Raw genomic sequence first — 22476 nt, 5'->3', positions numbered from 1 at the left:
AAAAAAATCAGGCGCAGCGATTGCCTGCGCCGAACCCCTGCAACCGCGCCAGGTCGGCCTGACCGTGGTCGCTTTCCCGAAGGCAGGCGCGCAGGGCGGGGAGCAGCGTGTCGTGGAGGGTCGGCAGCGCCGGCTCGATGGCGTAGTAAATCCAGACCCCTTCCCGGCGGTCTTTGAGCCAGCCGGCGTTCTTCAGGTGGGCCAGGTGCCGGGAGACCGTCGACTGGGGGAGCTGCAGGGCGGCGATCAGGTCGCAGACGCAGAGTTCACCGGTCGCCAGAAGGAGGGCCAGGATTCGCAGCCGGGTTTCGTCTTCGAGGGAATGAAACAGTCTGGCCAGATCGCGCATGCTTAGTTTATATCCGGATAAACGGATGGAGGCAAGGGAATTTTTGTGCCGCCCCGGCGTTCACGAATAATTAACCGCCGGGCAACGGCTTTGTAATATTGCCACGGCATAATCGGCAGCATGAAAACATACAAAGCCGATCTGCATGTCCATTCGAGCCATTCCAACAAGCCGACCTACTGGGCGCTGCGGAAGTTCAACTGCCCGGAGAGCTTCACCTCGCCGCAGCATCTCTACGCGACGGCCCGCGGTCTGGGGATGGACTACGTCACCATCACCGACCACAATACCATCACCGGTGCTCTGGAGATCGCCCACCTTCCCGCCACCTTCATCAGCGTCGAGGTGACCGCCTATTTCCCCGAGGACAACTGCAAGGTCCACGTGGTGGTCCTCGACATCACCGAGGCGATCTACCGCGATCTGATGCAGCTGCGGAAAAACATCTACGAACTGACCACCTACCTGCAGGTTCGCACCATCGCCCACTTTCTCGCCCATCCGCTCTACGCCCAGAACGAGAAGCTCACCGCCGAGCACATCGAAAAGGCGCTGCTTTTGTTCAATATCTTCGAGGTGAAAAACGGCGCCCGCGCCGGGCGGTTCAACGCCTTTACCGAGCGACTGCTCGCGTCCCTGACTCCGCAACGGCTCGCCCACCTGGCGGACAAGCACCGCCTCGAACCGGTCGGTGCGGAGCCGTGGCGCAAGGGGATGGTCGGCGGGTCGGACGATCACGGCGGGCTGTTCATCGGCCAGGCCCGGACGGCGGTGGCCCGGGGGGAGACCCGCGGGGAGTTCATCGCCGAGGTCCTCGGCCGGCGCTCCTGGGCCGAGGGAGACGACGGCGATCCGCTGACCCTCGCCCACAGCATCTACGGCATCGGCTACAGTTTCTACCGCGAGCGGCTGAAGCGGGGCGAGAATCGCGCCACCCCGTTCGTCAACGCCCTGCTGAAGCGATTTTTCGCCGCCGGGGCCGAGCCGATGTCGCTGGTGGAGAAGATCCGCTTCTTCGTCCGGAAGAATCTCCCCGAAGTGTACGAGAGCCGGGAGGGGGCCAGCTTCGAGCAGCTGCTCGACCGGGAGGCGCGGCGGCTGCTGAACGACCCGGCCTTCCTGAAAAAGATCGACAGCGAGACCCGCAACCGGAAGATTTTCGCCATTACCAGCTACCTCGCCAACCGGATGATCTATCTCTACACCGAACGGCTGACCCGGGTCTCGCTGAAGACCGGGCTGTTCGACCTCTTCCAGTCCTTCAGCACCATCGGCCTCGTCCACCTGCTCATCTCCCCCTATTACGTCTCCTTTCACCACCAGCACCGCGGCAAGGGACTGATGGCGGAGCTGGACGACCGCTTCGCGCTCTCCGGGGCGGCGGGGCGGCGGGAGAAGATCGCCCTCTTCACCGATACGCTGCACGAGATCAACGGCGTGGCGATCACCATCAAGCGACTGATCGAAACCGCCCGCCAGCGCGGCATCGAGCTGACAGTGATCACCGCCTCGCCCGCTGAGACCGGCTATGCCGACGGGGTGATGAACTTCCGCTCGGTCGGCGATTTCGTCCTCCCCGAATACCCGGAGATCAAGCTCCATTTCCCGCCGATCCTCGACGTGATCGACTACTTCGAGCGGGAAGGGTTTACCAGCATCCACATCAGCACCCCCGGCACCGTCGGCCTGCTGGCGCTGCTAGTCGCCCGGCTGATGGATATCCCGGTGGCCGGCACCTACCACACCGACATCCCCCAGTACGTGAAGAGCCTGACCAACGACGAGATCCTGGAGAAGGCCGCCTGGAGTTACATGGTCTGGTTCTACAGCCAGATGGGGGAGATCATGGTCCCCTCCGCCAGCACCCGGGCGCAGCTGATCGAGCAGGGAATCCCGGCGGCGAAGACCCGGCCGCTCCCCCGCTGGGTCGATCCCGCCGCCTTCACCCCGGCGCGGCGGAATCCGCGCTACTGGGAGCCGTACGGGCTCGGCGAGGGGGTCCGTTTCCTTTACGTCGGCCGGGTCTCGCGGGAGAAGAACCTGGAACTCCTGGCCGAGGCGTTCAGCGCCGTCAGCGAGACCTATCGTGGCGCCCAGCTGGTGATTGTCGGCGACGGCCCCTACAAACGGGAGCTCGAAGAGCGGCTGGCGGGCTATCCGGTGCTCTTCACCGGCTACCTGGCGGGAGCGGAGCTGCAGGAGTGCTACGCCTCGGCCGATGTCTTCGTCTTTCCGAGCACCACCGACACCTTCGGCAACGTCGTCCTCGAAGCCCAGGCTTCCGGGCTGCCGGTGATCGTCTCCGCCGCGGGGGGGCCGAAGGAGCTGATGATGGATGGCGAGACCGGGCTGGTCGTCGAAGAGATCGACCGGGAAGGGCTGGTCAACGCCATGCGCTTCTTCCTCAACGATCCCGCCACCCTCGCGCTGATGGGGAAACAGGCCCGGGCCTTCACCGAGGCGGGCGCGGCGGCCACCGACGACGCCTACAGCACCATCCTCCGCCAGCACCATCGCGCGGCCAACGGCTGAGCGGCGCCCGGCCCCGCCCGCGCCGCGCTGCGCTGCGTTCGGCCCGCGAACCCCGCCATCACCCCTCCATGATCCGCTGCCGTTGTCTTTTCGTCATCCTCGTATTGCTCTGCACTTCCGGCACTGCCGCCGCTGAGCGGGAGTCCCTGAGCATCATCGCCCCGGCGGCACTCCTTGCCGATCCGGTGGCGCAGAGCGCCGTCGACGATACGCTCGCCCTGCTGCGGCGGGCCTTTCCCGCTGCCCGGGTCGCCTGCAACGACCCGACCGCCCGGGTCCGGCTCGTCCTCGAGCTCGCCCGGCCTGCCCGGCAGCCGGGTGAGGCCTACCGCTGGCGCTCGACTCCCGCTGCCGGCGGGATCGTCCTCCGGGCCACGGTCCGCTCGCCCCGCGGCGCCGCTGCCGCCCTTTACGGGCTCCTCCAGGAGCAGCTCGGCTTCCGTTTCTACCACCCCCGCCGGACGATCATCCCCGCCTACCGGCGCTGGCCGCTTCCCGCCCGCTTCAGCTGGCAGGCTGTTCCCCGCTTCGCCAGCCGCGGCTTTCACCTCCATACCCTCCATCCGATCGAGCTGGCCGGGCCGCTCAACGATCCCGACTCTCCCGGCGCCCTTGCCGCGGTGGAGGAGTACCTCGACTGGCTGGCCCGCAACGGCCAGAACACCCTGCAGTTCTACCTCCTGCGCGGGGTGGACCGGGCCCGCTGGCCGGCCCATGCCCGGGCAATCGTCGCCTACGCCCACCGGCGAGGCGTCCGCGTCGGCGTCGAGGTGTCGTTCTGCATGCTCCAGCAGCAGGCATTCCAGCTCTTCAAGCCGCTCCGCCCCGTCCCCTACCGCCGTCAGGTGGACCGGAACCTGGCCTGGCTCTTCCAGGTGCCGTGGGATTTCGTCACCGTCGAGCCGGCGCTGGGCGAGTACCTTCCCGACCTCGCCGGGGTCTTCAGCGGCCTGAAGCGGTACCTGATCGGCGAGATCACCGGCCGCTACCGGACCCGGCTGCTGCTCGCCACCCACGTGATCCGCAACCGGCAGGAGCGGGCGGTCGAAGCCGTCGGCAGCCCGCTGCCACTCGCTCCCGAGGAGCGGCAGTGCGGGGTGCTGATCCATACCGTCATGTGCTACTCCGCCACCGAGGCGAATGCGCCGGTCTACGGCAACGTCAACCAGCGCTTCATGATGGCGCGGGCCCGGCAGGAAAGCCGGCGACGGGAGACCTGGTACTGGCCCGAATCGGCCTACTGGGTCGCCTTCGACAACTCGGTGCCGCTCCTCCTCCTCCCCTATCTGGAGGCCCGCTGGTCGGACATGGCGAGCATGGAACGGGCGGGGGTGACCGGTCACCTGACCTTCAGCTCCGGCTGCGAGTGGGGCTACTGGCTGACCGATTGGAGCATCGCCCGCTGGTCGTGGCGCTACCGGCTCGATGGCCGCCCGGTGCCGGACGGGCCGCTCAGCGTCCTCGACGATCTCGTCCCCGAGAGCTGGCAGCAGGCCAGGTGGCGGCAGGCGCTCCGCCTCCAGGATCGTTACCTGAAAGGGGCGGAACTGCTCCGTTACCTGCCGGCCCTGGCGCCGTTCTCCGAGCTGCCGCCCCCTTTCGACGAACCGTTCCAGCCGGAGCCCCCCTTCAGCTTTGGCTGGCTGCTCCACGATGCCTCCGACCGGCAGGCGGCGGCCATCCTGCAGGGGCCGGTGGCCCGCCTCGAGGAGTACGCCACGGCGATGGGCGCCCTGGTTGACCGGCTCGAGGAGTTCGAGCGGGAAACGCCTCGCGCCCCCGGCCGGGCCGCCGGCGAGGCGCAGGCGCTTCGCCGCGAGCTGCTCCGTGGTCTGCAGGTCACGGCCCTTCGCGCCCGGCACCGGGCCCTGACCCTCCGGGCGCTGGTGGCGCAACGGGCGGCGCCCCACTGGTGGCAGCCGACCGCGGCCGCCGCCGCCCACTACCTTGCCCGGGCCGCCGCCGTTCGGGAAGAGGCCCAACGACTGGTCCGGGAGCAGGAAGCGGTCTACCGTTACCCGGTCGACCTGATCGCCCGGCGCCGGCCGGATCTTACCGCCTACGACTTCGGCTATCTCTACCCGGTGAGCGAGCTGTTCTTCTGGCAGCGGGAGGAGGAGCAGGTCCGCCGGCGACGATTCGATGCCTTTTTCATGAAGTTGTGGAATTTCCGCAAGACCCTCGGCCTGGAAAGCCTGCTCTTCTGAGGGCCGGAGGGGGACGAGCGGGATGCGCCGCAGGTAATCCAGTTGTTACAGACCATTAACCGCATCTTAATATGGCTCTGCTAACCTGCCGCCAGTAGTCGGAACATCCGACACCAACGGAAAGGAAAGGAGCAGCTATGAACAAGAGACAGGGAAACGGACTGAGGATGGTAGGGGCGGCGGCGCTCTGCGCGGCGGTGATCGCCGGCAGCGGCGGCGCGGCATTTGCCGAACACCAGCGCGGCCGGTGGCTGGCCGGCGATTTTCACAATCACACCTTTTTGACCGACGGCAGCAACCTGCAGTCGGAGGTGCTCGAGCATGCCTTCCAGTTCGGCCTCGACTGGATCGCCAACTCCGAGCATGGCGGGGCCTACAACCGCAACACCCAGGGGCTGGCCTGGCCCGCCGACACCGAATTCCTCGGCAACCCGCCCGCCGGCAAGATGTGGCGCTGGCAGTCGCTCTGGCAGTACTCGTTCCCGATCATCAGCGCCGCCCGCAGCAGCTGGCCGGACAAACTGATCGTCCAGGGGTACGAGTGGAACGTGCCGACCCACGAGCATGCCAGTGTGGCGATCGTCGGCCCGGCCGAACAGGGGGGCAAGGCCATCGCCCAGCACGAATATCTCTTTGACGGCAGCGACAGCGGCACCACCAGCGACGGCTACCTCGGGGTGAGCGGCAAGCTGGCCAACAGCCACGAGAAGGCGGTGGCCGGCGCGGTGTGGCTCGAAGACAACTTCCCCAAGGCGAGCTACTTCCTGCTGAACCATCCCTCCCGCGCCCTGAAGTACACCATCGCCGACATCCGCGACTTCAACAACGCCGCGCCCGATGTCGCCTTCGGCTTCGAGGGGATTCCCGGCCATCAGAAAGAAAGCGCCCGGGGCGGCTACAGCGGCTCGTCGGAGCTGGCCCGCACCTACGGCGGCGCCGATTACATGATCGCCCGGGTCGGCGGCCTCTGGGACGCCCTGCTCGGTGAAGGCCGGCACTTCTACACCTTCGTCGACTCGGACTTCCATAGCACCGGCGGCGACTTCTGGCCGGGGGAGTATGCCAAGTCCTACACCTTCGCCCCGGATGAGGATTGCGACGGCAGCATCTCCCCCCGCGAACTGCTCGATGGACTCCGCTCCGGCAACTCGTTCGCCGTTCACGGCGATCTGATCAACGCCCTCCAGTTCACCGCCCGGGCCAATGACGGCAGGTCCTTCGCCGAGCAGGAGCGGCACCGGGAGAAGCGGCGGCTGCGGGTTCATGAGCGCGAGGCCGCAATGGGCGGCGAGCTGCAGCTGAACAAGGGGGGCGATGTGACCCTGAAAATTCGCTTCCGCAGCCCGGCGATGAACAATAACGGTGATCCGGTTGCCGTGGACCATATCGATCTGATTGCCGGCGCCGTCACCGGCAAGGTCGGCCGCTACCTGGCGGACGGCGTCACCCTCAACCCGGCCTACGACAAGGACACCAACGAGAGCACGAAAGTCATCGCCACCTTCACCCGGGGCGACTTCGAGAAAGACGACGACGGCTTCCTGACGGTGACCTACCGGCTGAAGAACGTCAAGAACGCCATGTACTTCCGGCTCCGCGGCACCAACCTCCCGCCGAATACCCCGAACGAAACCGATGCCGCCGGCAACCCGCTGATCGACGACCTGGTCGGGCCGAACACCGCCGCCAAGGCCTATGCCGATCTCTGGTTCTACTCGAACCCGATCTTCGTCACCGTTTCCCGCTGAGCGGCGGCCCCGCCGCCTGGTTTGCCTCCCGTGTGATCGGCGGCCCCTCCGGGGGCCGTCTTTTTTCCTCCCGCAGATTTGACCAATGCTTAACCCGACCGGCACCTCCGTTTAACAGTCGTCCCGTACAATGGCCTTCGCATCAGCGTGCCGCCCGTGATGCCGGGCGGGCGACATCCAACACCGGAGAGGCCGTTGCCGCGGCACAAAGCTTTCATCCACAAAGAACCCGGATTCACCCCAGCCGCCATCGCGCCGATGGGCGCGGGGCAATCGATCAGGCAGGCGCTCGAAGCGATCGGGGTCTCGTATTCGTCGCCCCGGGAACTGGCGGCGTCGCTCCCCTTTGCCGTCGACGATACGACTGCCGGCTCCGAGACGGAACTCCAGGCAGTGGTCGTGGGTGAAAGGGGGGCGGTCGATCTGCCGCAGGTGATCGAGCAGTCGAATTATTTCGCCCACGTCATGAAGCGGGCGGCCGCCGGCGAGGCGCCCCGCCGGCTGGTGGGCGACCTGGAACGGTTCCTTGCCGACAATCCCGGCCGGGTCTGGGAGAACAGCTGGGTCCGGTTGCCGCGCCGGCTGCTCTCCTCCTTTGCCAGCCATCTCTTCGACGACGACCTCCGGGCCGACAAACGGAATCCGGCGGCAGGCCGGCGTCGGGACAGCGGGCGCTTCTCGCTGACCACCGCGGCGGGGGAGGAGGTCCTCCGCCTGCCGATCAGCTACCTGATCAAACTCGCCCTTGCCGACCACCTCGGCTCGGCCGGCATTCTCCCCCCCGTTATCCGTCGGACCGGCATCCGCCTGCTCGAACACTACCTGAACGACAACACCTCGCCGGAAACCTTCTCCTTCAACGTCGTCAGCCTGTCCCCGGCCACCGGCCTCGGACGGGGGCTTGCCCGGGAGACCGCCGTCCGTTTTCTCCTGACCCAGCTGCTGGTCATGTACGCCAACCGGCAGTTCGACCTGGCGCGCAGCGGCCAGCGGGCGATGATCTATTTTGCCCCCCATCCGCCGGTCCGCCAGCAGGAGCTGAACGACCTGATTCCCGACGCCTTCTATCGCGAGCTGTTCATGAGTCCCTGCCTTTCCGGCTGGGACCGCGGCGAGGAGAAGCACCGCTACATGGAACTCTGCCACCAGGTCCTTTCCCGCAGCCAGCTCAACGCGGTGGCCAAGCTCCGCGAGGCGGGGATCATCGTCAACAACCTGGTGGTCCTCCCCCGCGTCTCCAGCGTCAGTCTCGCCAACAACGGCACCCACGTCAGCCTTGGCAGCCGGCGGCTCACCGCCGCCCTCGGTGCGCCGGCCTCCGGATTTACCGCCGGGCACGAGAAGTATCTCGGCGATCTGGTCACCAAGATCGTCGAGCACTTCCTGCCGCTGTTCGTCGGCACCTACAGCGCCGCCCCCTATCGGCTCGCCTATACCGATTTCCACCCCGAACGGGCGCTCGGCTTTCTTCCCCACGAGCTCGACTACACCCATCTGCGGATGATCTGGCGCCGCTGGCGGCGGAAGGCGCAGCTGTCGTTCTTCGGCAATTCGATCACCCCCTTCGGCCCGGCCTGGCTCGACCGGCTGGTGAGCGGGGTCTTCGGCCTGACCGGGGATTGCGTCCCCGATTATCGGCTGATCGACTACCTGGTCTGCCTCCTCTCCACCGAGCGGAGCCCGGCCCTCGACGGCGCCCCGGGCAATACCGACCGGCTCCGGAAGGACCTGGCGGCGATGGGGGTCTTCGACGAGCAGCTGTCGGTTTATCTCCTCTACAAACAGCGCGAATTCGCGAAAATGGGTTTTTCCGGTTTCGAGGGGCGCTATTACAGCCAGTTCGAGAGCTTTGCCGGGGACCTGGGACGGGGGGTGGACCTGCAGACGCTGGTGACGGCCCTGGCGTTCAAGTATCTGGCCGCCGGCATGGTCAGCCATGAGTCGATCCCCGACGATCCGGCGGTGGAGAGCGAGCGCCGGCAGTTCTTTTTCGGGTCGGCGCTCGGTATTCCGACCCTCTACGTGCAGCGGAACAGCGGCAATGTCTTTCTGCGCCGGCTGCTCGAACGAACCGGCGGGATTCGTTCCAGCCGGCGCTATCCCGGCTATCTGCGGGTGCCGCTGGCCGAATACCGGCGGGCGCTTCTCCGGGTCATTGCCGAAGACGGCGCCGATCTCGGCGAAATGCTCAATCTGGGCGAGACGCTCCGGGAGCTTGCCGCCCGACTGGAAGAGCCGGACCGGCTTAGCGCCGCCGGCCGGCTGACCCGCGGCATCCTTGCCGAGCTGAATGCCTCGTCGCCACTGGCGGTCGAGGCCCGGGCATTCAACGAAGGGGCGGAACGGTACTACCGGGAAACTCTTCGCCGGCGGCACCTGGGCGAGGCGCTCCACTTCCTCGGCGAGGAGGCAAAGCGCCTGGACCGGGAGCCGGCCGGGGTGTCCGAGCCGTGTCGCAAGGCACTCCGCTTCGTGCTCCAGGGGGAACCGGCGACGGCTTTTCTTGCCCGGGTGACGGAGGGCGTGCGGCGAGAAGAGCTGCCGCTGGCGGAACTGCGCCGGCTCATCAATCTCGTCCTGCTCACCGTCTATCGCGACGCCGGGCCCGACGAGCCGGCACCATAGGGGAGGGCTCCATGCACCAGTCGTTGCCACACCAGTATGTCGAGCGGGAGAGCGGTCGGGTCCGTACCGAGCAGCTGATCGGCGACCGGATGGTCCGCCTGCTGTACACCGGGGTACGGGAAAACGCACCGCTCTTTTTTCGCCTCCTGACCAGCCCCCGGGCGTCGAGCCTGCTCGGGTTCGTCAACTTCGACCTGCCGCTTCGCTCGGCCCGGAATTTCATCAGCCAGTGCGGCATCAACCGGGAGGAATGCCTCGATGACCCGGACGGCTTCGATACCCCGCGCAAGGTGTTCGAGCGGAAGATCCGTTACTGGGAATGCCGGCCCCTGCCGGCCGGCGCCGATACCGTGGTCTGCCCGGCCGACTCCCGGGTGCTGCTCGGCTCGTTTGCGGAGACTTCGCAGCTCTTTCTCAAGGAGAAGTTTTTCTCCTTCGAAGAACTGCTCGCTGGCCGCCGGGAATGGCTCCGGGCCTTCGCTGGCGGGGATTTCGCCGTCTTTCGCCTCACTCCCGACAAATACCATTACAACCATCTTCCCGTTTCCGGCCGAGTGGTTGCCTGTTACGAGATCGACGGCGACTGCCATTCGTGCAATCCGGCGGCGGTGGTCACCGTCGCCACTCCGTATTCGAAGAACAGGCGGGTGGTCACCGTCATCAATACCGATGTCCCCCGCGGCAGCTGTGTCGGCCTGGTGGCGATGGTGGAAGTGGTGGCGCTGATGATCGGTGAGATCGTCCAGTGTTACAGCGCCCGGCGCTATGAGGCGCCGCAGCCGATCGAGCCGGGGCTGTTCGTCGAACGGGGCCAGCCCAAGAGCCTGTTTCGCCCCGGCAGCAGCACCGATGTACTCATTTTCGAAGCGGGGCGGGTCCGTTTCGCCGCCGACCTGCTCGGCAACATGGCCCATCCGACGGCCGCGAGCCGCTTCAGCCGCGGTTTCGCCCAGCCGCTCGTCGAGACCGACGTCCGGGTTCGCTCGCTGCTTGCCCACGCCGTCGCCGGTTAGGAGTTTAGTAAATGTCCAGCTTCGGTTTCCTCGCCGTCATCACCGTGGCGCTTATCCTCTATTTCTGGTGGGGCTTTACCGTCCTCCCCGGCGAACGCTGGCAGATCCTGGCGGCGGTGCCGGTGAGCAAGTCGGCGCCGGGGGCCTGGCGCGGCGTCAACCTCACCTGGTACGGCCTCCTTACCGCCAACGCCTACGTCGTTGCCGTTACCCACCTCTTCATCCTGCTCGGGGCGCTGCGCATCCCCCGCGGCGGCGTTGCCCTGCTTGCCGTCGCCCTGCTCGCCATCTGCGTCCCCGCTTCGCGGCTGGTGGCGAGGCTCGTGGAAAAGAAGGCCCACACCTTTACGGTCGGCGGGGCGGTTTTTGTCGGCATCGTGGTCGCGCCGTGGCTCATCCTGCTGCTCAATCGAACCGCCGGGACGGCGCATGGTTTCTTCCTTCCCCCGCTGGCCACCCTGGCCGCCATCGCCATCGCCTACTCCTTTGGCGAAGGCCTCGGCCGCCTCGCCTGCATCAGTTTCGGCTGCTGCTACGGCAAGCCGCTGCGTGATGCCCCGGCGCCGCTGCGCCGTCTCTTTGCCGGCCGCGGCTTCATCTTTTCCGGGCCGCTGAAGAAAATTACCTACGCCCACGGGTTGGACGGCGTCGCCGTGTTGCCGGTCCAGGCAATCACCGCCGTTCTCTATGCCCTGTGCGGGCTCGTCGCCACGGCCCTTTTCCTGGCGGGGAAGACGGGAGTCGCCTTCGTCACGGCAACAGCGGTAACCCAGCTCTGGCGGTTCCTTTCCGAAATGCTCCGGGCGGATTACCGGGGCGAAGGGCGGGTGTCGCCGTACCAGATCATGGGCGTGCTGGGGGTGGTGTATGCGGGGGGGGCGGCTTTCCTGCTGCGGAATCAGCCATGGCGTGGCGCCGACCTTGCCGGGGCGGTTGCCGCCCTCTGGCAGCCGGCAACGATTGTCTTCCTCCAGGCGCTCTGGCTGGCGATCTTTCTCTATGCCGGCCGCAGCACCGTCACCGGGGCCGAACTCTCCTTCCACGTTCACCGCGAACGGGTATGAGCGGTCGGCCCAGCCGCGCCCTTTCTGCCGGCGGCCGCGGTGGGGGAATTATAATGCTTGGGCGCAATTCGTAACGGGTGACTAGCCCTGCTTCTTCTGGCGGCCGTGCTCTATCCCCAGCTTCGCCAGTCTCCACCGCAGGGTGCTTGGCTTGATGTCCAGCAGGGCGGCGGCGCCGCTGGGACCATAAATCTTTCCGCCGGTCATCTCCAGTACATACCGCAGGTGGGTCGCCATCGCGTCTTCGAGCCGCAGTGATCCCGGCTGGCGTCCGCTATTCTGCAGGTGTGCGGGGTGCGCAATCTTGCCGTCGGCGGCAAGGGAGTCAAATGTCAGCCTCTCCCCGCGGTGGAGGATCAACTCGCGTTCCACCAGGTTTTCGAGTTCACGCACGTTGCCGGCCCACGAATAATTTTTCAGCCGCTCCAATGCCCCGGGTGCCAGTGGAAGTGGTGCACCTAAGTTCAGCTCTGCGCTCTTCTGGTGCATGAAGTAGCGGGTCAGGGCGGGGATGTCTTCCTTTCGCTGTCTGAGCGGCGGCAGCATAATGGGGAAGACGTTCAGCCGGAACCAGAGATCTTCCCGAAAACTGTTCTCCGTCACCATCTCTTCCAGGTTCCGATGTGTGGCCGCGATCACCCGGATGTCCACCGGGATGGGGCGGGTGCCGCCGACCCGTTCGATCTCCCGGTTCTGCAGGACGCGTAACAGTCGCACCTGGGCATGGGGCGGCAGTTCCCCGATCTCATCGAGAAAAATGCTCCCGCCGTCGGCGCGTTCGAAACGGCCGCGTTTTTCGGCGACGGCGCCGGTAAAGGCGCCCTTCTCGTGGCCGAACAGCTCGCTGTCGATCAGGCTTTCGGGAATCGCCCCGCAGTTCACCTTGATGAACGGCCCGTTCTTGCGTGGCGACGCCGCGTGAATGGCGTTGGCGATGATCTCCTTGCCGGTGCCCGTTTCGCCCAGCAGGAGCACGGTGTTGTTGATCGGCGCCACCTGCCGCACCATCTCCATCACATGCCTCAATCCCCCGTCACCCCCGATGATCTCGCAGCCGGCCTGGGCGGTCAGTTCCCTGTTCAGGAACCGGTTGTCGTCCAGCAGCCGGTCGCTGTACTTCAGGAGCTTTTCGTAGGAGAGGGCGTTGGCCAGTGCAATGGCGAACGGGCTTGCTATCGTGGCGAGCAGCTTGAGGTGGGCGTCGTTATATTTCCCCTCGCCCTGTGCGCACAGGATTAGGGAGCCGAGGGGCTTTCCTTCGATGAGCAGCGGCACGGTGATCTTGGAATTGCCCTCAAGTTGAATGAAGGGGGCCAGCAAGCGGAAGAATTCGTAACGGTCGGAGTTGATGATGGTGGGGACGGTGGGGCGCCAATCGTTCAACTTCTTCCAGAGCCCCTTGGGTATGGTGATGATGTCTTCCGGTAGTTGGACGTTATCGGCCGCAATGTTGGCTACTCTTCTGATCGCCATCAGGGCGGGGTCATGGACGGTGAGGCTGAGTATGTCCAGCGGGACATGGCGCCTGAGGTATTCGAAGGTGTTGGCAAGGGCAGTCCGGATATCCAGGCTGCTGCAAATCCTGATGGTGACTTCCCGAAAGAAGTCGTCCCTGTTGAGCATGGGGTTGGCCTTTACGGGTGGTGATGTTAACCACAATATACTGCGCTTTTTGCATAAATTGCAATATATTGCGGTACAAATTGCAACATATTGCGTTATGTACGGGACACTAATCGTAACTAGTTGTAATTATAATATTAATATGCCTGGCACGGTTGTGGCTATGTAAACCCGTAGCGCGCTGATAGTACTTCATCGAAGAAGAAAGCCCTGCTCACTGGGCTTCAGAGGTAAACATTCAAAGGAGAAGGCAATGAAGAGGATTATCGCGGTTGTTTGCACCTTAACCCTGGCAGCCCCGCTTCTGGCGGCTGCCGCCGATACGGTCCCCGCACAAGGCAAGGACCTGTGTCTTTTGAACTCCGGGAACTGTCCCGTTTCCCAGCGGTCCGACACCATCCAGGAGCGGATTGCGCGGATAAAGACCGAACTGGGCAAGGGCCCGGCGGTCTACACCGGCCAGGAACTGAAGCTGCTGAAACAGAAACTGGAAGACAATGAGTATCTGCTGAATGTGATCACTTCATTCTGACGCCCAGCCTGGCGTCGTCATTTTTACCAAGAAAGTGGCCGGTACTGGCAATTCCCTGAACCGGCCACTTCTGTATCAGTCTCCACGAAAATATCACCCAGCATAATCACAGGAGTCCGTTTTACCTCCCTATGAGATGTACGATCGTTTCTTTCAGCACCGTATGCATCCTTTTCGTCGGCGGTTGTGCCAGTATTCCGCACACCATCGCTCCCGCTTCGCAGCTGATCGATCCCGGTACCCTGAACATGGGGCGGGCACTGCAGTCGGCCGCGGAGCAGGCCGCGCCGTGGCCCACCGAGCAGTGGTGGCAGGGATATGCGGACCCGCAGCTGGACCGCCTGGTGGCCGCCGCGACGGCGGGAAACCCCACCATGCGCATGGCACAGGCCCGCGTCGCCAAGGTTCGAGCGCTTTCCGATGGTGCGCGCTCGAACCTGCTCCCCCATCTGGGCGCGGAAGCGGCTTTCACTCGGGAGCGGTTCAGCGAAAACCAGTTCATCCCGCCACCCTACGCCGGCAGCTGGGCGTGGAGCAACCAGGCAACCCTCGATCTCAGCTACGATTTCGATTTGTGGGGGCGGAACCGCAGCTCGCTCGCCGCCGCCCTGGATTATGTCCAGATGGCGAGCGCTGAGGCGCAGGAGGTCCGCCTGGCCCTGGAGACGACGGTGGTGCGCACCTACGTAAATCTGTCGCTGCAGTACGCTTTGCTCGATATTGCCCGGTCGACCTTGCGCCAGCGGGAGGAGATATTGTCGATCACCCGCAAGCGTCTCGCCGCGGGGCTTGGCACTGAGCTCGACCTGCGACAGGCCGAAACGCCGCTCCCTGCTGCCCGCGCGGAGATCGAACGCCTGTCTGAGGCGATCGATCTGCTCCGGAACGAGCTGAGCGCTCTCACGGGCAAAGGGCCGGGCGACGGCGACCGGATACGGCGGCCAACCCTTTCCGTGGCGTTGCCGGTCCGGCTTCCGGAACTCCTCCCCGCCGAACTCCTGGGGCGCCGGCCGGATGTGGTCGCCCAGCGTTGGCGCGTGGAGGCGGCCACCAAGGGGATCGAGACGGCAAAAGCGGCTTTCTACCCCAACATCAATCTCTCCGCCTTCGTCGGCTGGCAGTCCCTTGACTTTGGCAAGTTCCTCTCGCCCAGTTCCCTGATCGAGGGGTTCGGCCCGGCGCTCTCCCTCCCCATCTTCCAGGGGGGGCGGCTGCGCAGTGCATTGGCCGTTTCGGTCGCGGATTACGACCTGGCGGTGGAATCGTACAACAGCACGGTGATCGGCGCCCTGGAGTCGGTCGCCAGCGAGGTGGTTTCGCTCCGTTCGCTGGAGAAGCAGCGTGCGGAGGCGGGCAATTCATGCCGGTTGGCCCGGCGCAGCTACGATATCGCGCTCCGGGCGTTCCGCGCGGGGGTTACCGATTACCTGAATGTCCTCAACGCGCAGAATCAGACCTTTGCCGAAGCGCAACGCAAGACGCAGGTGGAGGCGCGCTACCTCGATGCCTATGCCTTGCTGATGCAGGCGCTGGGTGGCGGCGTTCCGCTCAAATCGCCACCGGCAGAAGGAGGGCGGCCTTGAACGCCACGGCTGCTGATACCGCGAAACGGTGGTTTGCCTCCTCGCGTCAGGAGCTGGTCGGCTGGGTGAGGAGTGATGCGCCGGGGCTGCTGTTCTCCCTGAAGATCTGCCTGGCGGCCCTGCTGGCCATGGTGCTTTCGATGTTGCTCGAATTCGATCAGCCGCGCACCGCGATGATCACCGTCTTCGTGGTTATGCAGCCGGAAACCGGCATGGTGCTGGCGAAAAGTCTGTACCGGGTCGCCGCGACCGTGGTCGGCACCCTGGCAGCCCTGGTGCTGGTCGGCCTTTTCGCCCAGCAGCGGGAGCTTTTCCTGTTGGGGCTTGCCTTCTGGATTGGGGCCTGTACTGCCGGGGCGGCATTCCACCGCAATTTCAGATCCTACGGGTTCGTGCTTGCCGGCTACACCGCGGCCATAATCGGGCTCCCCTCCGCTTTGCAACCCGCTGCATTCTTTTCCATTGCCGTGGGCCGCGTCAGCGAGGTCTGTCTCGGCATCGTTTGCGCCGGCGTCGTCAGCGATCTGCTGTTTCCCCGGCCGCTTGCGAACGCCATCTATGGCAATGTGGCAAGCCTCTATGCCACCTTCATCTCGCTGGTGCGCGCCTCACTCTCCGGAGCGGCCAATGCGGCGGAAGTGGAAAAGATGCACCTGGCGATGGTTGGCAAAGCGATTACCCTGGAATCGTTGCGGAGTGCGGCAGTGCTGGAGGATGCCGAGTTGCGGGCACGGAACTACAGGCTCCGCAAGCTTAACAGTGAGTTCATGGCGGCGGCAACCACCTTCCACTCCTTCCAGCAATTGATGAAACGGCTGACGCGGGATGATAATCCGGTTGGTCGAGCGCTTGCCGACATTTACCGATCTCTTGGCGGGCTGGTGGGGGCCGAGGCGCCGGAGTCGGTAGCGGCCCGCACCGCTAGAAGGGTCGCCGCGTTGCGCGTGCTCCTGTCGCGGCGCGCGCGGGAAGCGGAACGGCAACTTGTCGCCGCGGGGAATCCCGACTCGCTTCAGGATTTCCGGACGGCGGTGCATCTGTTGATCCGGTTGTTGCGGGAATTGCACGGTTACACGAGGAGCTACGCGGCACTGACCGGCGAGGATAAAGCGGCGGCCGAGCAGGAGGCTGTCCGGTTCGATCTCCGTACCGACCCGGTTGTGGCCCTGATTTCGGGGGGGAGGGCGTTCCTGGCGATTCTGGTTACCGCCGTCTTCTGGATTGCCTCCGGCTGGACGGAGGGGGTCAGCGCGGTCATCAATGCCGGTATTGTCAGTGCACTTTTCGCCGCCGCTCCCGATCCGCCTGCCGCAGTGCACCGCATGATCACCGGCTTTACCGGTGGTCTGGTGGTGGCGACCATCTTCAAGTTTCTTGTCGTCCCCTCACTTGACGGGGTGGCGCTGCTGTGCCTGGCCATGCTTCCTCTGCTGCTGGCGGGGTCCCTGGTAGTGGCCCGTCCCAGACTGGTTGGCATCGGCACCGGCTTCCTCATCTTCTTTACCTATATCACCGCTCCGACCAATCCCATGAGCTTCAATGCCATCGAGGCGGTCAACGATGGCGCTGCCACGCTGATCGGGATTGCCGTAGCGGGAGTGGTCTTTGCCACGCTGGTCCCGGCACATGGCGACTGGGGAAAAAGGCGGCTGATGAGACAGTTGCGCCGCCAGGTACAGGTGGCCTGTTTCCAGCCGGTTGCCGGTCTGCGCAACCGCTTCGAAAGCGGAACCAGGGACTTGCTGCATAGGCAGCTGGCCGGACCGCCGCGAAGCGATGCCCAGGAGCGGCTGCTGCTGGCGTGGTTCTTCTCGGTACTGGAAATAGGCCATGCGGTGATTCAGCTCCGGCAGTCCCTTGACGATAACGAAGCCCCGGCAGATGTTGAGACGAGCGTGCAGGGTGCCGTCAATGCCCTGGCCGATCTCTATCGCCGGCCGGCTTCGCCGCTCTGGCATCTCGCCCTGGCGCGGGTGGGGAGTTGCCTTGATCTCGTGACGGTAGCGGGGACCTCCCTTCACCATGACGACCATACGAAGGCATCGCTTGCCCGCATCCGCACATCTCTTTACCTCATCCGCTCGGCCCTGCTCGACGAGGAGGGAGTGTTTGCCGGCGTTCCTGCTGCTCCAGTGGCTATCGCCGGAGGAGCCTTGCATGATGCGTGAGATCCCGATACTCGACGCGCTGGTGCCGAGCCTGCTGCTGGTATTTTTGCTCAGCATTGTTATCCAGGTGATTCTTGACAGGATCATGGGCCGGCTGGGTGTCTACCGGCATGTTTGGCATCCTCCCCTGTTTCGGCTCTGCCTGTTCATCTGCACCTTCGGTGCCTTGGGACTCGTGGTGCTGCGGTAGTGCCAGATCGGTCACCAGGAGGCGGTCCCTTCCTGTTCGTTGCGCCCGGCGGCGGAAGATCCTCGTATTGTTAACCCTTCGCGCTGGACGTGACGGTCTCTTGTTGGCGTGATTAACGAAAGGTCTTTATGAACTATCGATACTTGTTACGATTTGTCAGTACTTTCCTCATTCTGGGCGTTGCCGTTGTCACCGGCAGGTCGCTGTGGAACCGCTACATGAACTCTCCCTGGACCCGTGACGGACGGGTGCGGGCCGATGTGATCAAGATCGCTGCCGATGTCGCCGGCATCGTGGTCGACGTGCCGGTCAAGGATAACCAGCTGGTACGAAAGGGGGATATCCTCTTTGCCATCGACCGCGAGCGTTATCAGCTGGCGTTGGCAAAGGCGGAGGCAGCCCTCGCCGCGCGCCAGGCGGAGCTGGCCATGCGGCAACAGGAGGCCGAGCGGCGCCGGCAGCTGGAAAATATTGCGGTGTCGGCGGAGTTGTTTCAAAACTCGCTTTCGCAGGTGGAGTCGTCGACCGCGGCTTGTGACGAGGCGCGGGTGGCGGTGCAGACGGCGAAGCTGAATTTGCGGCGGACCGAGGTCCGTTCGCCGGTGGATGGTTATGTCACCAACTTGAACGTGCATCGTGGCGACTTCGCCTCGGTGGGCGAGGCGAAGCTTGCCCTGATCGACAAAAACTCGTTTGCCGTGTATGGCTACTTCGAAGAGACGAAACTGCAGCTGCTGCACCTGGGGGATCCGGTCGACATCAGGCTGCTGGGGGGAGGGCAGGTGCTGAAAGGACACATAGAAAGCCTCGCCCGTGGCATTGCCGACCGCGACAATCCTCCCAGCCACGACCTCCTCTCGGATGTGAACCCGGTGATGAACTGGGTGCGGCTGGCCCAGCGGGTGCCGGTCCGGGTCAGGTTGGATGAGGCCCCGACGGGGGTTCAGCTTTCCTCCGGCATGACCTGCACCGTCATCGTGCGGCCGGGGGCAATCAAGCGAAAAGGAGCGGCCCGCAAGAAAGGATGACGCCCGGGCCCGGTAGAGAGCAGACCGGCCCGGCAGGTCGAGAATACAGGATAACCGGGTGGGTAAACGTGCGGCAGCGATTGGCGATCCGCTGTGCCTCCCATTGGCGCTTGGCAGAATATGAAACAAAAAGCCGTGCAACTTTGCAGATTGCACGGCCTTTGTTTCATTCACCGAACGGTAATCTGTCAGAACGGAATATCGTCGTCCGGATTGAAAGCCGGTTCGTCGTAGGACGGGCCGGGGCCAAAACTTTCGTCGGCGCCGCCGCGCCCAGCGGGCCGGCCGCCGCCGCCCCCTTCGCCGCGGGCGCCGAGCATCTGCATCTTCTCGCCGACCACCTCGGTGGTGTAGCGGTCACGACCGTCCCGGTCCTGCCACTTGCGGGTCTGCAACCGTCCCTCGATGTACACGGTCTTTCCCTTGGCCAGATATTCGCCGGCGACCTCCGCCTGCCGTCCCCAGAGGACGACGTTGTGCCACTCGGTCTTCTCTTCCCACTCGCCGCTCTTGCTCTTGAACCGCTCGGAGGTGGCGACCGGGAAGCTGGCGACGGCGGTGCCGGACGGGGTGTAGCGGACTTCGGGGTCTTTGCCGAGATTGCCGATCAGCATCACTTTATTGAGACTGGCCATGACGGGGCTCCTTTTTCCTGGCGTAATGGGTGCGAAACCACCGCAGTGTATAGGATTTAGGACGGTTCTGGCAAGCGATATTTGTTTGACTCGCGGGGGAAAAAACAGTAAGGTAACCCGGATGAACCGCTGGAGCATTGTATGGTTAATGCGTTGATTTTCCTTCTATTTTTTGTGCCGCTCACCTTGCTTTGCAGTGGTGCGGCGGTTATCGGCAGCATCTTTGACCGGGGGGGCGCGTTTGCCCACCGTTGCGCCTATTTCTGGAGCAGCTGCGGTCTCGGCCTGGCCCGGACCCGGCTGCTGGTCCACGGCCGGGACGCGGTGCCGCCCACCGAGCCGGTCATCTTCATGGGGAACCATCAGGGGAACTTCGATATTCTCGCCCTCTCCCGGGCGATCCCCCGGCGTTTTTCCTGGCTGGCCAAGGAAGAGCTCTTCCGGGTGCCGCTGTTCGGCGCCGCCATGATGCGCGCCGGCTATATCCCTATTGACCGGAGCGATGGCCGCAAGGCGCTGCGCAGCCTCGATGCGGCGGCCAAGCGGATCAAGGGGGGGGCCAGCGTGGTGATTTTTCCCGAAGGGACCCGTACCCCGGACGGGGCGCTGCTGCCGTTCAAAAAGGGGGGGTTCCTCCTGGCGGAACGGGCTGGGGTGCCGATCGTGCCGTTCACCATCAACGGCAGCATGCAGGTAAATCCGCGCAACAAGCTGGAGTTGCACACCGGGACCATTTCCGTCCGCTTCGCGCCGCCGATCCCAACCGCCGGGGAGGGGGCCGTGCGGGGGAGTGCCTTGGTCGAGCGGGTGCGGGCGGCTATCGAAGCGGGATTGGAGCGCTAGGATGCGCGTCGCGGCGCTACTGTTGATACTCGGCGGCCTGGCCGCCATCATCTGGGGGCTGCCGGCCGCCCACCGCCTGCGGCGACCGTGGGACATCCTGGCCGCCCTGCTCGTCCTCTGCGGGACGATGGCCGCCCTGGTCGGGGCGCTGCTCGTCGTCGTCCCGGGATTTTTCGGCTGATCATGATCGAACGGACCAAAACAATCATTGCCAATGTGACGGTCGTTGCCGTCGTCATCGTTGCCCTGATCTGGGGTGACAGCTGGTACCGGCAGCGGACGCTGTTCCTCCGCGGCGAGGCGGACCTGTCCGCCGGCAAGGCGATGGCCGCCATCGCCGATTACGAGGCGGCGATCCACATGTACACACCGGCGAGCACCCTGGTGGACGAGTCGGCCCAGCGGCTCTGGGGGCTCGGCGAGTCCTTCGAGCAGGCCGGTGACGCCGCGCGGGCGCTGATCGCCTACCGGGCGCTGCGCAGCTCGTTCTATGCCGTCCGATGGTTCCTCCAGCCGGGTAAGGAGTGGATCGCCCGTTGCGACGGAAAAATTGCCGAGATCCTGCAGCGCCAGGGGTACCGGCAGCCGTAGCCGCCCTGCTCCGGCGGTGCGGCGGCGCCGGGAGCTGATCGCCGGCGGAAAGGTTTGTGCCGAAACGTATGGAGACAGAGCTGATTCAACAGCCGGGACTGCGGATCATCCCCCTCGGCGGGCTCGGCGAGATCGGGCTGAACATGACCGTCTTCGAGCACGGCAATGACATCATTGTCGTCGACTGCGGCCTGATGTTCCCCGAACCGCACATGCTCGGCATCGATCTGGTCATCCCGGACATCTCCTACCTGCGGGAACGGGCCGACCGGCTCCGGGGGATCTTCCTCACCCACGGCCATGAGGACCACATCGGCGCCCTGCCGTTCGTCCTCCAGGAACTCTCCCCCCCCCTTTACGGTACCGCGCTGACCCTCGGTTTCGTCCGTGAAAAGCTGAAGGAGTTCGACCTGGACGGGCTGGTCGACATGGAGGTGGTCAAGCCGCGGGAGACGGTCACCGTCGGTGACTTCCAGGTGGAATTCCTCCGCGTCTCCCATTCGATCGTCGACGGCTGCGCCCTGGCGATCCGTACCCCCGAGGGGGTGGTGATCCATACCGGCGATTTCAAGATCGACCAGACGCCGGTGGATGGCGAACTGACCGACCTGGCCAGTTTTGCCCGCTACGGCGCCGGCGGGGTGCTGGCGCTCCTGGCCGACTCGACCAACGTTGAACGCGAAGGGTACACCCTTTCCGAGCGGGTGGTCGGCGAGGCGTTCGACGAGATTTTCCCCCACTGCCCGGGGCGGATCATCGTCGCCGCTTTCTCCAGCAACATCCACCGGGTGCAGCAGGCGGTGGACGCGGCGATCCGTGTCGGCCGCAAGGTGCTGCTCAACGGTCGGTCGATGGTGGCCAACGTGCAGATCGCTCGCCAGCTCGGCCACCTGCGGATTCCGGATGACGTGCTGGTCGAATTGCGGGAACTTCCCCGCCTCCCCCGGGAGCAGGTCTGCATGATCACCACCGGTTCCCAGGGGGAGCCGATGAGCGCCCTGGCGCGGATCGCCATGGACGATCACAAGCAGATCAAGCTGGAGCGGGGGGATACGGTGATCCTCTCCTCCCGCTTCATCCCGGGGAACGAGAAGACCATCTCGGACCTGATCAACCACCTTTACCGGCGGGGCGCCGAGGTCTTCCACGAGAAGGTCTCCGAGGTGCACGTCTCGGGGCACGCCTCCCAGGAGGAGCTGAAGCTGATGCTCAACCTGGTTCGTCCCCGCTTCTTCATCCCGGTCCACGGCGAATACCGCCACTTGGTCAAGCACGCCCGCCTGGCCCAGCTGGTCGGGGTGCCGGAGGAGCGCTGCTTCGTGGCGGTCAATGGCGACGTCATCTCCTTCCGCGACGAGCGGGCGGCGATCCGCGAGACCGTCGAAACCGGCCGGGTGTTCATCGACGGCAAGGGGATCGGCGATGTGGGGGCGGTGGTGCTCAAGGACCGCAAGCATCTCTCCGAGGACGGGATGGTGGTGGTGATCATCGTCATCAGCCGGACCAGCGGCGAGATCGTCTACGGTCCCGATATCGTCTCCCGCGGCTTCGTCTTCGAAGACGAGAGCCAGGAGTTTCTCGACGAAACCAAAAAGATCGTCCTCGATACCCTGGCGGGGCTGAGTAGCGAGACTCTCGGCGACTGGGGCGAGGTGAAGCTGGAAGTGCGCCGGGTACTGCGGCGCTTTTTCAACAAGACCATCGAGCGGCGGCCGGTGATTCTGCCGCTGATTCTCGAGATGTGA

The 22476-nt window shown here is 64.8% G+C and carries 18 protein-coding genes; 15 read left to right on the top strand and 3 right to left on the bottom strand.

Annotation, left to right across the window (positions count from 1 at the left end):
* Nucleotides 1-7 precede the first annotated feature (7 nt).
* On the bottom strand, nt 8-349 hold the full coding sequence (locus QMN23_RS17530) for an ArsR/SmtB family transcription factor (protein WP_282000619.1): 342 nt from the start codon (nt 347-349) through the stop codon (nt 8-10).
* Between the two features lie 120 nt (nt 350-469).
* On the opposite strand from QMN23_RS17530, the gene QMN23_RS17525 reads away from it, so the two are divergent.
* From QMN23_RS17525 to QMN23_RS17500, 6 genes are all read left to right on the top strand, one after another.
* Nucleotides 470-2881 carry a glycosyltransferase gene (locus tag QMN23_RS17525; protein ID WP_282000618.1) on the top strand — a complete coding sequence of 804 codons (2412 nt, stop codon included), beginning with the start codon at nt 470-472 and terminating at the stop codon, nt 2879-2881.
* Between the two features lie 68 nt (nt 2882-2949).
* Complete coding sequence (locus tag QMN23_RS17520; RefSeq protein WP_282000617.1) at nt 2950-5088, top strand: hypothetical protein; 2139 nt, start codon at nt 2950-2952, stop codon at nt 5086-5088.
* Between the two features lie 137 nt (nt 5089-5225).
* Nucleotides 5226-6836 carry a hypothetical protein gene (locus QMN23_RS17515; protein ID WP_282000616.1) on the top strand — a complete coding sequence of 537 codons (1611 nt, stop codon included), beginning with the start codon at nt 5226-5228 and terminating at the stop codon, nt 6834-6836.
* A gap of 195 nt (nt 6837-7031) precedes the next feature.
* Nucleotides 7032-9461, top strand: coding sequence for a hypothetical protein (locus QMN23_RS17510; protein ID WP_282000615.1), 2430 nt, complete (start codon nt 7032-7034; stop codon nt 9459-9461).
* Between the two features lie 11 nt (nt 9462-9472).
* Nucleotides 9473-10474, top strand: a complete 1002-nt coding sequence (locus QMN23_RS17505) for a phosphatidylserine decarboxylase (RefSeq protein ID WP_282000614.1) — start codon at nt 9473-9475, stop codon at nt 10472-10474.
* An 11-nt stretch (nt 10475-10485) separates the two neighbouring features.
* Nucleotides 10486-11538, top strand: coding sequence for a prolipoprotein diacylglyceryl transferase family protein (locus QMN23_RS17500; protein ID WP_282000613.1), 1053 nt, complete (start codon nt 10486-10488; stop codon nt 11536-11538).
* 81 nt (nt 11539-11619) lie between these two features.
* On the opposite strand, the gene QMN23_RS17495 is transcribed toward QMN23_RS17500, so the two are convergent.
* Complete coding sequence (locus QMN23_RS17495; RefSeq protein WP_282000612.1) at nt 11620-13161, bottom strand: sigma 54-interacting transcriptional regulator; 1542 nt, start codon at nt 13159-13161, stop codon at nt 11620-11622.
* Between the two features lie 253 nt (nt 13162-13414).
* Here QMN23_RS17495 and QMN23_RS17490 point away from each other — a divergent pair, with 253 nt between their 5' ends.
* The 5 genes from QMN23_RS17490 (at nt 13415) to QMN23_RS17470 (ending at nt 18662) form a co-directional block, all read left to right on the top strand.
* Nucleotides 13415-13693 (top strand): hypothetical protein, encoded by a 279-nt coding sequence (locus QMN23_RS17490; protein WP_282000611.1) that lies wholly within the window; start codon nt 13415-13417, stop codon nt 13691-13693.
* A gap of 131 nt (nt 13694-13824) precedes the next feature.
* Nucleotides 13825-15276, top strand: a complete 1452-nt coding sequence (locus tag QMN23_RS17485; RefSeq protein ID WP_282000610.1) for an efflux transporter outer membrane subunit — start codon at nt 13825-13827, stop codon at nt 15274-15276.
* Nucleotides 15273-17444 (top strand): FUSC family protein, encoded by a 2172-nt coding sequence (locus tag QMN23_RS17480; protein WP_282000609.1) that lies wholly within the window; start codon nt 15273-15275, stop codon nt 17442-17444. Before QMN23_RS17485 ends, QMN23_RS17480 begins: the two co-directional genes overlap by 4 nt.
* Complete coding sequence (locus tag QMN23_RS17475) at nt 17434-17634, top strand: DUF1656 domain-containing protein (RefSeq protein ID WP_282000608.1); 201 nt, start codon at nt 17434-17436, stop codon at nt 17632-17634. The genes QMN23_RS17480 and QMN23_RS17475 overlap by 11 nt, the downstream gene beginning before the upstream one ends.
* Before the next feature lie 128 nt (nt 17635-17762).
* Complete coding sequence (locus QMN23_RS17470) at nt 17763-18662, top strand: efflux RND transporter periplasmic adaptor subunit (protein ID WP_282000607.1); 900 nt, start codon at nt 17763-17765, stop codon at nt 18660-18662.
* A gap of 188 nt (nt 18663-18850) precedes the next feature.
* Here the strand turns inward: QMN23_RS17470 and QMN23_RS17465 are convergent, their stop codons facing one another.
* Nucleotides 18851-19297: a single-stranded DNA-binding protein gene (locus tag QMN23_RS17465; protein ID WP_282000606.1), complete on the bottom strand. Its 447-nt coding sequence runs from the start codon at nt 19295-19297 to the stop codon at nt 18851-18853.
* Nucleotides 19298-19438: 141 nt separating this feature from the next.
* Between QMN23_RS17465 and QMN23_RS17460 the strand changes: the two genes are divergently transcribed.
* The 4 genes from QMN23_RS17460 (at nt 19439) to QMN23_RS17445 (ending at nt 22476) form a co-directional block, all read left to right on the top strand.
* Entirely contained in the window at nt 19439-20140 is a 702-nt protein-coding gene (locus QMN23_RS17460) for a lysophospholipid acyltransferase family protein (protein ID WP_282000605.1), read from the top strand.
* Between the two features lies 1 nt (nt 20141).
* Nucleotides 20142-20321: a hypothetical protein gene (locus QMN23_RS17455; RefSeq protein ID WP_282000604.1), complete on the top strand. Its 180-nt coding sequence runs from the start codon at nt 20142-20144 to the stop codon at nt 20319-20321.
* A 2-nt stretch (nt 20322-20323) separates the two neighbouring features.
* Nucleotides 20324-20731, top strand: a complete 408-nt coding sequence (locus tag QMN23_RS17450; RefSeq protein WP_282000603.1) for a tetratricopeptide repeat protein — start codon at nt 20324-20326, stop codon at nt 20729-20731.
* Between the two features lie 68 nt (nt 20732-20799).
* A complete protein-coding gene (locus QMN23_RS17445; protein ID WP_282003939.1) occupies nt 20800-22476 on the top strand; it encodes a ribonuclease J in 1677 nt (558 codons plus the stop codon).

It is taken from the genome of Geotalea uraniireducens, assembly GCF_027943965.1.
In the GTDB taxonomy this organism is placed as follows: domain Bacteria; phylum Desulfobacterota; class Desulfuromonadia; order Geobacterales; family Geobacteraceae; genus Geobacter; species Geobacter uraniireducens.
The sequence above is the reverse complement of the archived record's forward strand: the minus strand, read 5'-3'. Positions and strand labels throughout refer to the sequence as shown.